The following is a 12,652-nucleotide window of genomic DNA, read 5'->3' on the forward strand; positions in this document are numbered from 1 at the left end:
TTGTGAACATGGCTCATTTACCTGTTCTCATTAAGGACCTGGCTTTAATTCTTGGTGCGGCTGCTATCACAACCCTTATTTTCAGAATGCTGAAGCAGCCGCTTGTACTCGGCTATATCATTGCCGGTTTGTTGGTGGGCCCTCATTTTAATTTTTTTCCTACCGTTGGCGCTGCCGAAGATGTAAGGATCTGGGCAGAGATAGGCGTGGTTATTCTATTGTTTTCCCTGGGACTTGAATTTAGTTTCAAGAAACTCATGCGGGTAGGAGGGGCAGCTTCCATTTCCGGTATTATTGAAATCGGTGGGATGTTGCTGCTTGGTTATACAACCGGCATGCTCCTGGGCTGGTCACAGATGAATTCCATTTTCCTGGGTGGAATCATTGCCATTTCTTCCACCACAATTATCATAAGGGCATTTGAAGAGCAGGGGCTTAAGGATAAAAGCTTTGCCTCATCAGTGATGGGAATGCTGGTGATTGAAGATATCGTTGCTGTTTTACTCATGGTTTTACTTTCAACAGTTGCTGTAAGCCAGCAGTTCGCCGGTAAAGAACTGATTTTTGCCGTAGTTAAACTCGCCTTTTTTCTTAGCCTCTGGTTTTTAAGCGGTATTTTGATCCTTCCCAGCTTTTTCCGTTGGGCCGCCAGGTGGTTGAATGAGGAAACACTGCTGATTATTTCACTCGGACTTTGCCTGGCTATGGTAATTCTCGCTACCAATATAGGTTTCTCGGCTGCGCTTGGCGCGTTTATTATGGGATCTGTTTTAGCCGAAACGTCACAGGCTGAGATCATTGAACACCAGATGCAGCCTGTTAAAAATCTTTTCGGCGCTATCTTCTTTGTATCCGTCGGGATGCTTATCGACCCAACGCTGTTATGGCAATATAAATGGCCTGTATTGTTCATAACACTTGCCGTTATCCTCGGAAAAACTTTTTATGTGACACTTGGATCCTTCATTTCCGGTCAACCCCTTAAACAAAGTATGCAGGCTGGAATGAGCATGTCACAAATTGGCGAATTCTCTTTCATTATCGCTACACTGGGAGTATCATTGGGCGTTACAAGTAAATTTCTCTATCCTATTGCAGTAGGGGTTTCTGTCATTACAACCTTTACCACTCCCTTCATGATAAAGTGCTCCATACCGCTCTATAATTTTATTGACAACAGGTTGCCGCCACGCTGGCGTAACAGGCTGAACCGATATAGTACCGGTGCACAACAGATACCGGCTGATGCCGACTGGAAGCAGGTATTTAAAACTTACCTTTTTACCATCACCCTAAATTCGGTGGTAATACTTGCCGCTATATTTATGGCTGTCAGGTTTCTCGACCCATGGTTACGTACCCAGTTTGATAATATGATGGTGGCACATGTCATTACAGTTGCATTGACATTACTTCTGCTCTCTCCTTTTATATGGGCCCTTACCATCAAAAAATTGCAGCGGGGGGCCTATACCAGCCTTTGGTTGAATAGCCAGGCAAACCATGGACCACTGGTGGTAGTGGAGATCCTTCGTAACCTGCTGGCTGTACTTTATTTATTTTTATTGTTGAACCAATTGTTCAATGTAATTACAGCATTCATAGGTGCCATTATTGTGCTGGCCGTGGTGCTGTTTATTTTTTCTAAACGATTGCAGGCCTTTTATGTCCGCATAGAACGACGATTCATGACCAACCTTCATCATAAGGACCTTGAGAATAATACGGGTGCAACAAGTACTCTTTCTCCATGGGATGCTCACCTCGTTTATTTTACAGTTCGGCCAGAAGCGGAAGTGCTTGGTAAAAGTCTTGAATCCCTTAGCTGGCGTGAAAAGTATGGAGTGAATATAGCATCAATTGACAGGGGGAGTATTAAAATTCCGGCTCCTAAAAGAGATGAAATGGTATTTCCCTATGACCGTTTGGGCGTAATTGGAACTGACCAGCAACTTCAGGCATTCAGGGCGGTAGTTGAACCATCGGTAACTAAAGTTGCCACACCCGAAGAAGAAGATATAAAACTGATGAAAATGAGGGTGGATGAGCATAACCTGCTGAAGGGACAAACCATTCGGGGTTCCGGTATCAGGGAAAAAACAAATGGATTGGTGGTGGGCATTGAAAGAAATGGGCAGCGTATCCTGAATCCTGATTCATATACCATTTTTGAATGGGATGATATTGTTTGGGTAGTGGGAGACAGACGAAGGATTCTGGAAATGCTCGATAGTAAATGATCAGTATTCCATCTTACGCAAGGCCGGTGCTTTAAACCAGGTGGTCATCACTACCAGTATTGTCATAGTGCCCCCGAAAATCACTGAAGGTATTAGGCCCATTGCCCTTGCAGCCACACCACTCTCAAATTGACCGATCTCATTACTGCTGTTAATGAACATGCTGTTTACGCTCATCACCCTGCCTCGCATATCATCTGGCGTCTTGAGTTGTAGAATTGTTCCCCGAACCACAACGCTAACACCATCCAGCAGGCCACTTACCAATAGGGCCGCGAATGAAAGCCAGAATGTTTTTGATATGGCGAATACAATTATACACAGTCCAAAACCACCCACTGCAAAGAAAAGCTTCTTACCCTGTGCCTTTTTCATTGGGAAAAGCGTTAGCAGAATAACTACGCATATGGCGCCTATATCAGCTGCGGCATTCAACCAGCCAAATCCGATAGGACCCACCTTCAGAATATCTTTTGCAAATACAGGTACCATAGCAACTGCGCCACCAAAGAGAACGGCAAACAGGTCAAGTGTCAGCGCTCCCAGAACTTCTTTTGTTCTAAAGACAAATTGTAATCCTTCCATTACACTGTCCAGTGTTCTCTGGTTTCCTGCCCTTGCTGCCGGGGGTTTAGGAAGAAGACGGCTGATCATTATCAGCCCTATGCTGATGAGTGAACAAATTACCACCAGGGTACCGGTAGTATGAAAAGCAGCAATCAGGAAACCTGCACTCGCATGCCCCGTCACGGAGGCTGTTAACCAGGTGCCCTGGCTCCAGGTGGTTGCATTTGCCAGTAAGGGCCGGGGTACCATTTGTGCCAGTATAGCTGAAAAGGATGGTCCAGTGAATGCACGGAAAATACCAGTGAAGAATATTGCAATATAAATTCCCCCAACAACCATCGCTTTGGTACCACCATTATGATATGACCAGGAAAGCATCAAAAGCGCAAGGGCGCAACTCAGGTATAAATATAATCCTTTGAGCAGGAGTTTACGTTTATCAGAAAGATCTATCACATGCCCGGCGTACAATGCCAGAGATATGGCAGGGATAGCTTCTGCCAGGCCCACCAAACCCATGGCTAAGGGGTCATTCGTTAGCTCATATAACCACCATCCAACAAGTGTTGACATCATTCGAAGGGCCATGATAAAAAGGAATCTTCCAGCCATAAGAAAACGGAACTCCGGTAGCCTGATACTGGCAAGCGGATCTGACTGTTGTTGCCGTGCAGGCTGGATATCGGTCATATATGGGCGTTAGGGAAGTGCAATAAAGTGTTTTCCATTCTCATAATCTTTTTCCAGTGCATCCAGTATTGCCTGAACATGTTTCTCATTACCCAGGAAATCAGCATTGCTTACATCTACAAATAGTGTTTTTATATTATGCTGGCGAATGTATTGAGTATAGGTTTCCTGGATATTGAAAAGGTATTCATCGGGTATGCTTTGTTCATATGGCCTGTTGCGTTTACGGATATTGACCTGCAACTTCTGCACCGGCGCATGCAAATAAATAAGTATGTCTGGTTTTACCAACTGCTGGTGGATAATATCAAAAAGACTCTGATACAATCTGAACTCCTCTTCCGGAAGGTTAACCTTGGCGAATAACAGGCATTTGGTAAAGAGATAATCTGAGATCGTAATACTGTGAAAAAGATCCTTTGTATGCACCAGTTCTTTTAGTTGCTTATAACGCTCTGCCATAAAGAATAATTCAAGGGGGAAAGCAAACTGGGTTGGATTTTCATAGAATTTCGGCAGGAATGGATTATCCGCGAAGGCCTCCAGAATCAATCTTGCATTATAATGTTTTGATAAAAGATGGGCAAGTGTGGTTTTACCAGCTCCAATATTTCCTTCGATCGTAATAAAATGATAATTCATAGGGTGATTTTATTTACAGCCAGCTCATCGGGGCATTCGTCCAGCATTACCTTTATAGTTACACCCTCAACAGGGTGTACAAGATCGGAGGCCAGTTCTGCCAGGGGAACGAGGGCAAAACGCCGGTTGGGAAGTTGGGGATGGGGAATAGCAATATGGGCCGTATCATGAACCTGTTGGTCAAATAACAGAATATCGATATCAATTATCCGGGGCCCGTACCGGTTTAGTCGGCGCCGACCCATTTTTTCTTCTATCAGCAATAATGTTGTCATAAGGTCCATGGCGTCTTCCTCGGTCTCCAGCTCCAATACCTGGTTAAGAAATGCAGCCTGGTCCATCTTTCCCCAGGCAGCCGTTTCATAAATGGAGGAGCGGCGGGTCACCCTGCCAGCCATTTTTCCAATAAGGCTGGCTGCCTGTTCAAGATATCCCACGCGGTTTCCCATATTACCCCCTATCAAGAGGTATGCTTTATGCATATATTCTTTACTTTACAGCCCAAATATCCGGCAAACTATTTTTTAACCAAGCTGTTCTATGGCACAATTCTTCAAATACTTTTTCGCAGCGCTCCTGGCTCTCTTCGTTTTTGCATTGCTGACAGTTTTTCTATTGTTCGGTATTGCAGGCGCAGTGGCCTCACGGGAGGATGTGGTGATAGACCAGCATTCTGTTTTATACCTCGACCTGAGCAAACCGATTGCAGAACAGGCAAAGGAAGATCCTTTCGGACCATTCAGTGGTAGCGATGATTTTGCTCAGCCGGGTGTTTTTGATATCGTGCGCCTTCTTCAGTTTGCAAAAAATGATGACGAGGTGGAAGGTATTTACCTGAAGGCAGGCTCCAATGCCAATGGCTTTGGCACCAATGAGGAAATCAGAACGGCTCTTAAAGATTTTAAGTCCTCCGGAAAGTTCATCATTGCCTATGGAGAAGTGATTCCTCAGCAGGCATACCATGTTGCCAATGTTGCTGGTAAAATATATACACATCCCAAAGGCGGAGTCGACTGGCGGGGATTTGGTCTTCAATATGTATTCTTTAAAAAAGCACTGGACCGGTTAGAAATTGAACCCCAGATTTTTTATGCAGGGAAATTTAAAAGTGCAACAGAACCATTCCGCGAAGAAGAAATGACGCCGGCCAATGAATTACAATCCCGCGTTCTGCTGGAAGATCTTTACACTCATTTCCTCCATGAAACTGCTTTATCGCGTAAAAAAGATTCTGCTGAATTAAGACGTTTGGCTGATTCAAATCGCATAAGGTCAGCATTAGATGCGGTCAATGCCGGACTAATTGATGGCATCAAATATGAAGATGAAGTGAAAGAAGAGATACGCCGACTTAGTAACAGCAAAAGCATTGACAAAATTTCTTTTGTGTCAATGGGAAAATATGCACAGGCAGTAAATTATAAACGTGGCGAAGGAACCGACCGTATCGCTCTCATTTATGCAGAAGGAAATATCGTTGATGGGGCAGGTGATGCAGAAAATATTGGCGGTGACCGTTTCCGTAATTATATAAGAAAAGCCAGGCTTGATGATAAGGTGAGGGCAATAGTGATCAGGATAAATTCTGGTGGCGGCAGTGCCATGGCCAGCGAAAATATGTGGCGCGAATTGGAGCTTGCAAAAAATGATAAACCGGTTGTTATAAGTTTTGGAGACGTTGCAGCCTCGGGTGGGTATTATATGGCTTGTAATGCCGACAGTATTTTTGCCCAACCCAATACCATTACCGGATCTATTGGCGTTTTTTCTATCATTCCTAATATGCAGGGTTTTTTCGGTAACAAACTGGGCGTCACTTTTGACGGAGTAGAAACCGGACCCTATGCCAATTCACCATCAATTGTAGAACCTCTTTCTGAAACAGAACGACGTTTTTTTCAGCAGGATGTTGATAGTATCTATCATACATTTCTAACCCGGGTGGCTAATGGCAGGAAGATGCCAATTGCCGCTGCAGACAGTATCGGACAGGGTAGGGTATGGACGGGTAAAAGAGCAATTTCGCTTGGACTGGTTGACAGAATCGGTGGATTGGTTGATGCCATGCATTCGGCTGCAGGCCTTGCTAAACTCAAAACTTACCGAATCCGCGAATACCCTGAAAAATTAAACATATTTGAACGCATTACAGGGGCCTACAAAAACACGGTTGAAACAAAATCAATTAAAGAAAGTTTTGGACCCGGGTTTTATGGAATTTATACCGAATGGCTTTCCATCAAAGAATCCATCGGTAAAGTACAAGCGAAAATGCCATTCCGTTTGATCATTCGCTAATTCAATTACTTCATGCGCTTAATAAAACTGGTACTCATCAGTGCTGTTGTCTTTTTTTTATTGCTCACTGCCATGAGCCTGTTAATACCTTCCAGTATAAGGATATCACGTGCCATTGATATCCGATCAGCTGGTAATAATGTGCTTCCTTATTTGAAAGACCAGTCAAAATGGCCTCTGTGGAATGCATATTTTAAAGACAGTAGTAAGAAATTTACAGTAAGTACAATCAGTAGCACAGATAGCCTGGTACTTACACGCTGGAAGGCTGGAGATAAAATATTTCAAAGCGGTATGGCTGTTTATAACCAGGTGGAAGGAACCGTTACCGTTCAATGGTATTTTGATTTTACCCTGAGCTGGTACCCCTGGGAAAAGATCGCAAGTATTATATATGATGGACAATTGGGCACCCCCATGCAGGAAAGTCTTACCGATCTTAAGACGCTTGTGGAAGCGAATCCTTAACTTTAAAAGATAAAAATCAGCTATATGAAGTATTTATTTCTGGTAATCATTGCTATTTCAAGCATTTTGCCTGCCTGTGCCCAGCAACAAAGAAAAAGTCCGCACGAAACTGTGAGTGCCGGCCACATAAGTGTAACTTATGGCAGGCCTGCAAAGAAAGATCGGGAAATTTTTGGTGCGCTGGTGCCATATGGTAAAGTATGGCGTGCAGGTGCTGATGAAGCAACAGAAATCACTTTTACAACAGATGGAAGCCTGGGAGGAAAACCTGTAAAAGCGGGAACCTATACACTATTCACTATTCCTGGAGAGAAAGAATGGAAAATTATTCTAAATAGCCAGTTAAAGCAGTGGGGTGCTTATGAGTATGACAAGCACAAAGGTAAAAACGTGCTGGAAGTTACAGCACCGGTAAAACAATTATCAGCTCCCGTTGAATCTTTTACGATCAGAGTTGATAATGGCCAGTTGATCATGGAATGGGATAAAACCCAGGTGGCAGTTCCGGTATCCTGATAGATTTTATTTAAGGAAATAATTCATCCAGTATGGCTTCCGTCACCTTTGTCAGGAAGCCATACTCGTTTTCAGTTATACAATAAGGGGGCATAAAATATACTGTATTGCCCAGCGGACGCAGATACACTCCCTTTTCAAGAGCTTTTTCCGTCACGATCCTGCTGATTTCATTCAGGTACACATCTTCTCCCGTATTTATTTCGAAAGCAAGTATGGTTCCCGATACACGGGTGTTTTTAATAACATTCCTGGATTCATATTTTTCTTTTAGTTTTTCTTCAAATACTACATTCAATTTACAGATCCTTTCAATGCCTTCCCTTGCCGCTGGTTCCAGCAAAAGCTCCAGGCTGGCAATGGCAGCTGTGCATGCCAGTGGGTTTGCAGTGAAGGAATGACCATGAAAAAAAGTTTTTTTTCTATCGTCACTTAAATATGCTTCATAAATTTTCTTTGTACAGGCAGTAATTCCTAAAGGCATCACCCCACCAGTTAAACCTTTTGATAAGCAAATGATATCTGGTTTCTGCTTCAGGTAATCACTGGCAAATAGCCTTCCTGTTCTCCCAAATCCCGTCATAACTTCATCCGCTATACAAATAATTCCCCTGGCCTTCACTTTTTCCAGCACACCATTTAACAGCCGGGGGTCCATAAGTTTTATACCACCTGCTCCCTGAACAAGTGGTTCATAAATGAATGCTGCTATTTTTTGTCCCTCCTTTTCAAGAAGATTGTCCAACTCTCCGCCATTGCCTGATGTTGGCGTATCAATAAAGCATACATCAAAAAGCAGATCATGAAATGGGCGGGTAAAAACACTGCGGTCACTTACAGACATAGCTCCGAATGTATCGCCATGGTAAGAGTTATTGAATGCAAGAATGGTTCGGCGGGGTGTCGGTGAATCCTCCGATTCAGTCGTTCCCTTGTTCCACCAATATTGAAGCGCCATTTTGAGTGCTACCTCAGTGGAAGTTGAGCCGTTGTCGGAATAAAATATGCGCGAAAAATCACCCGGAAGCAGCGGAATCAAACGGTCGGCAAGAGCTATCGCAGGCTGGTGGGTAAAGCCTGCAAAGATTATATGTTCCAGAACCAGTGCCTGCTGGTAAAGCTTTTCTGCTATATAAGGATGGGAATGACCGTGAAGATTCACCCACCAGCTACTGATGGCATCAAGGTATTTATTCCCCTTTTCATCAAAAAGCCAGCTACCTTTCCCGGATTCGATGAAGATGGGTTCGGGAGATTCCTTCTGCGGGGTAAAGGGATGCCAGATCAGCTCCCTGTCTTTCTCTATCCAGTTCATGCCGTAAAACTAGGTTAAAGCCTTCAGCCTACCATTCAATACCATAAACGTCCATTTGTATTTTTTTATCTACATGCAACGGCCAACAATAATACCTTGTCAGTTTAATCAGAATAATGACAACAGAACACCAATTGGTGCAGGATTGCCTGAAAGGGAAGCCATCGGCGCAGAAAGCGCTCTATGAACTGTTTGCATCCCGGATGTTAGGTGTTTGTTACCGGTACACCAAATCAATGTCTGATGCAGAAGATGTGTTGCAGGAGGGGTTCGTGAAGGTGTTCCATTACCTTTCACAGTTTAGGGGCGAAGGCGACCTTGGTGCCTGGATTCGCCGGATAATGGTTACAACAGCTATCAATTATCTTAAGAAAAACAGTCGATACCAGTTTGATCTTTCATTCAGTGCCGACGAAAATCATTTCCTTCATCCTGTATCACCCGATGATCCGGAAATGATGCTTGATGCCAAGCAGCTGGCTGATATCGTGCGACAACTTCCGCCCGGTTACCAGGCCATCTTTAACCTGCATGCAATTGAAGGATACACTCATGTGGAAATCAGCAGTATGCTGGGGATCCACGAAGGAACATCAAGATCACAATATGCCAGAGCCCGCAACCTGTTGATAACATGGTTGGAAAAAGAATCTGAATCAACTAAACAAACCCGATATGCCCGGTCCTGAATTCGATAGAACTTTACAAGCTAAAATGCAGGAACTGCAGCTTGAGCCTTCCCCGGCAGTATGGGAGGGGGTAGAGGCACAGCTCCATAAAAGAAAGCGAAGGAGAGGTGTAATTTGGTTTTTCATGCTCGCATCGTTACTGACAGCCGGCGGAATTACCTGGTATAATCAAAACAGCACTTCTCCCGTCGCCTTAAACAAAACAGAAAATAAGGATTCCCACCCATCAACTACTGAGAGAAATAACAGTACTCTGCTACAGAAAAAAATAAATGAAGTTGATCTTATAAAACAGGATAAAAATTATAGAGAGCTTGATAAAACTGATCTGAATAATAATACTAACAGCCAACATAAAAGTATTGCAGACCTGGATTCAAAAATAATCAACGAGAGAAAGTCCAATCCGGATGCGGCCATAAGTCAAAGAGATATTGATAATCTCAGGGCAAATAAAAATAAATCTAACAGACATCCTAATGCCTTCTCAACTACAAAGCAGGTGGAATTGGTATTAATAGAAAAGGATATTAAGAATAGCAGGGTAGTTACTAAGAAAACTATTACAGCTGAAGTTGGAGAAAAACTTTCAATGGAAGTGGATATTCCGAATGATCCAAATGCGTATACAAGATTTTCACTCCATAACCATTCAAAAGATTTTATTATTCATGAACCGCGCCGTGATGTTGGAGATAATAACCTTGTCGTTCAAAACTCTTTACCTAAAAAGAAAGATGAAAGTAAAAAGCTTAGCTGGAATATAGACTTTGGATTAGGTGCAAGTTCGCTTCAGGAAGGCATCCTTCAGCAGTATAATGCTGTAGCAAATGATTACCTGGCACCTGCCTCTGTTCCGGCCGGATTAGCAGCTATCCAAAGAAGGCCATCCGCTGTTACAGCAGCACCGGCATTTAAGATAGGTGCTTCCCTCAGCAGACCACTTAGCAAACGTACTGCAGTATCTGTTGGACTTCAGTACAACTACATGTCTAATAAAATTGAAATCGGAAAACCTGTGGATTCTGTTTTGACTTTATATGGACAGGACCAGCAACGTCTCGATGTGGGGGCAGCCTATAATGGAGCAGGTAATAATGGAGAGGCATTTTATAACCGCTACCATCTTCTACAGATGCCGTTGGAATTCGCCTGGAACTTTGACCGTGCTGAAAGATGGTGGTGGAACAGCGGATTGACTATCGGATACCTTATTGGCAGTGATGCACTTCTCTATAATAAACAGGCCGGAGTATATTACCGTGATAACAATGCCTTGAATAAATGGCAAACAGGCATTCACACTTCCATAAATTATGGTTTGCTACGATCTGATATCCTTAAGGTGGCTGTAGGTCCTTTTGCCAGCTACCAGTTGAATTCACCTGAACATACCAATTCGAAGAAACACCTCCTGATGATTGGCATCGGGGCAAGGATACAGTTCAAAGCCAAAAACTAACAAATATGAAACAGGTAATTAAAATGAGGATGGCATTCTCAATGGTCCTCGCATGCCTTTTACTCAGCTCTTGTGTAAAGGACCGTATTACCAGAACCTATTCGATCAGGACGCCGATCTATGCTTCTAAATCGGCTATTCTTGCTGGCCTTAGTGCGGAAGAGCCAAAACCAATTGATAAGACAGGGAAAATATGGTGGTATGGTAACTATATTTTCATGAACGATCCGGGTAATGGTATTCATATCATCAATAATAGTGATCCGTCAAGGCCTTTGGTAAAAGCCTTTATAAAACTTCCCGGCAATATTGATATAGCAGTAAAAGGAAATATTCTTTATGCTGATCTCTATGCCGACATGCTGGCAATTGATATCTCAGACCCCATGAATCCCGTTCAGAAAAAACTTGTTGAAAATATTTTTCCCGAACGCAATTACCAGTATGGTTACAACACCAACCCCGATCAGATAATTATTGGCTGGAATTCAAAAGATACCATAGTTGAAGTAGATGGCCCTATAAATACCCCAGGATGGTTCTGTGTCAATTGTGAAGTTGCTTTTTCTAACGGTGATACAAAAGCAGGGGGCGATGGCATAGGCGGATCAATGGCCCGCTTTTCGATCGTGAATGATTACCTGTATACTGTTAGCACTTCAACGCTTTCTTCTTTTACCATCGCAAAACCAGAAGACCCAACACTCGTTCATACTAACCCTTTTGGTTGGAATATTGAAACTGTATTTCCTTTCCGCGATAAATTGTTTATAGGATCATCCTCTGGTATGTTCATAGCAGATATTTCCAATCCGGCAAGTCCACAACTTGTAGGCAGTTTCTCTCATGCAAATGCCTGCGATCCGGTGGTTGCCGATGAAAATCATGCATATGTAACATTGCGTACAGGTACTGAATGTATGGGAACCTCAAACCAACTTGATGTCCTTGACATAACCAATATCAGCAACCCTGTATTGCTAAAGACCTATTCAATGGCTAATCCATTTGGACTTGGAATTAAGGGCGACTTTTTATATATCTGCGATGGTGATGCCGGCCTGAAAGTTTTCAATAAAAAACAACCCCTGAACATTCAAGCCGTACAGCGCGTAGAGGTGGCCGATACCTATGATGTGATTATTCGACAGTCACTTCTTATACTTGTGGCCGGCGATGGATTGAGACAATACAGAATTGGGGATGATGGAAAACTTTCGCATTTAAGTACGCTGAAGACCAACTGATGAAAAGAATAATTTTGTTATTGATAATGCTCTCTGGATGGCAGTTCGTTCATGCACAGCAAAACTTTAAGTTCCGTTCATTGAACACTGTTGGCTTACTTATTGGCTCATCAGAAAGAGCTGGTGAACTACATACCGTTAATGGCATTACCCGTAATAATTGGTTTGCAGGTATAGGATTGGGATGGGATAATTATCGTATTAGCAGCTTTCCGTTGTATGCATCCTTTGCACGTGAATGGAGAGTGGTGAAAAATGCATTATTTGTTGGTGCTGACGGGGGTGCAAATTTCAGTGAATACCGACCCGGTTGGTTTGCAAGGGGAGGAGTTGGATATAAGATCGGTGTTGGCAAAACGGGATCTGCAGTACTGTTTGATATAGGTCATAGCTTCAAGCAGGTTATCCAGCCTCGTAAAGATGTACAACCTTGCGTCATAGCGCCATGCCCGGAGAATATTGATATATACAATTATAAACTAAGCAGGGTATCATTAAGAATGGGCCTTCAGTTCTGA

12 protein-coding genes are annotated in these 12,652 nt (G+C 43.2%); 8 read left to right on the forward strand and 4 right to left on the reverse strand.

The features are described from left to right. Positions 1 to 8 precede the first annotated feature (8 nt). Positions 9 to 2,240 (forward strand): cation:proton antiporter, encoded by a 2,232-nt coding sequence (locus tag HY58_RS04820; protein ID WP_039128751.1) that lies wholly within the window; start codon positions 9 to 11, stop codon positions 2,238 to 2,240. Here HY58_RS04820 and HY58_RS04825 read toward each other — a convergent pair whose 3' ends face one another. Genes HY58_RS04825 through folK form a run of 3 tightly spaced genes read right to left on the reverse strand, consistent with a single transcriptional unit; the run spans position 2,241 to position 4,621 of the window. Beyond that, on the reverse strand, positions 2,241 to 3,497 hold the full coding sequence (locus HY58_RS04825) for an MFS transporter (protein ID WP_052323848.1): 1,257 nt from the start codon (positions 3,495 to 3,497) through the stop codon (positions 2,241 to 2,243). Between the two features lie 9 nt (positions 3,498 to 3,506). Further along, positions 3,507 to 4,139 carry a deoxynucleoside kinase gene (locus HY58_RS04830; protein ID WP_039128754.1) on the reverse strand — a complete coding sequence of 211 codons (633 nt, stop codon included), beginning with the start codon at positions 4,137 to 4,139 and terminating at the stop codon, positions 3,507 to 3,509. After that, on the reverse strand, positions 4,136 to 4,621 hold the full coding sequence (folK, locus tag HY58_RS04835) for a 2-amino-4-hydroxy-6-hydroxymethyldihydropteridine diphosphokinase (protein ID WP_039128757.1): 486 nt from the start codon (positions 4,619 to 4,621) through the stop codon (positions 4,136 to 4,138). The genes HY58_RS04830 and folK overlap by 4 nt, the downstream gene beginning before the upstream one ends. 58 nt (positions 4,622 to 4,679) lie before the next feature. Here folK and sppA point away from each other — a divergent pair, with 58 nt between their 5' ends. From sppA to HY58_RS04850, 3 genes are read left to right on the forward strand one after another with little or no spacing between them, the layout of a single operon-like run. Then, entirely contained in the window at positions 4,680 to 6,437 is a 1,758-nt protein-coding gene (sppA, locus tag HY58_RS04840) for a signal peptide peptidase SppA (RefSeq protein ID WP_039128760.1), read from the forward strand. A 12-nt stretch (positions 6,438 to 6,449) separates the two neighbouring features. Beyond that, the gene (locus HY58_RS04845) at positions 6,450 to 6,905 is read left to right on the forward strand and encodes a hypothetical protein (protein WP_039128762.1); all 456 of its coding nucleotides are present in this window, start codon (positions 6,450 to 6,452) and stop codon (positions 6,903 to 6,905) included. A 24-nt stretch (positions 6,906 to 6,929) separates the two neighbouring features. After that, positions 6,930 to 7,421 (forward strand): DUF2911 domain-containing protein, encoded by a 492-nt coding sequence (locus HY58_RS04850; RefSeq protein ID WP_039128764.1) that lies wholly within the window; start codon positions 6,930 to 6,932, stop codon positions 7,419 to 7,421. A 10-nt stretch (positions 7,422 to 7,431) separates the two neighbouring features. Here the strand turns inward: HY58_RS04850 and bioA are convergent, their stop codons facing one another. Then, positions 7,432 to 8,736, reverse strand: coding sequence for an adenosylmethionine--8-amino-7-oxononanoate transaminase (gene bioA, locus HY58_RS04855; RefSeq protein WP_039128767.1), 1,305 nt, complete (start codon positions 8,734 to 8,736; stop codon positions 7,432 to 7,434). A gap of 116 nt (positions 8,737 to 8,852) precedes the next feature. Here bioA and HY58_RS04860 point away from each other — a divergent pair, with 116 nt between their 5' ends. The 4 genes from HY58_RS04860 to HY58_RS04875 are packed head-to-tail and all read left to right on the forward strand — an operon-like array spanning position 8,853 to position 12,652. After that, entirely contained in the window at positions 8,853 to 9,425 is a 573-nt protein-coding gene (locus tag HY58_RS04860) for an RNA polymerase sigma factor (RefSeq protein ID WP_039128770.1), read from the forward strand. Beyond that, positions 9,412 to 10,887: an outer membrane beta-barrel protein gene (locus tag HY58_RS04865; RefSeq protein ID WP_039128772.1), complete on the forward strand. Its 1,476-nt coding sequence runs from the start codon at positions 9,412 to 9,414 to the stop codon at positions 10,885 to 10,887. Before HY58_RS04860 ends, HY58_RS04865 begins: the two co-directional genes overlap by 14 nt. Positions 10,888 to 10,892: 5 nt before the next feature. Further along, on the forward strand, positions 10,893 to 12,134 hold the full coding sequence (locus tag HY58_RS04870; protein ID WP_082022047.1) for an LVIVD repeat-containing protein: 1,242 nt from the start codon (positions 10,893 to 10,895) through the stop codon (positions 12,132 to 12,134). Further along, on the forward strand, positions 12,134 to 12,652 hold the full coding sequence (locus HY58_RS04875; RefSeq protein ID WP_039128775.1) for a hypothetical protein: 519 nt from the start codon (positions 12,134 to 12,136) through the stop codon (positions 12,650 to 12,652). Before HY58_RS04870 ends, HY58_RS04875 begins: the two co-directional genes overlap by 1 nt.

Source organism: Flavihumibacter sp. ZG627, from assembly GCF_000814325.1.
GTDB lineage: Bacteria > Bacteroidota > Bacteroidia > Chitinophagales > Chitinophagaceae > Flavihumibacter.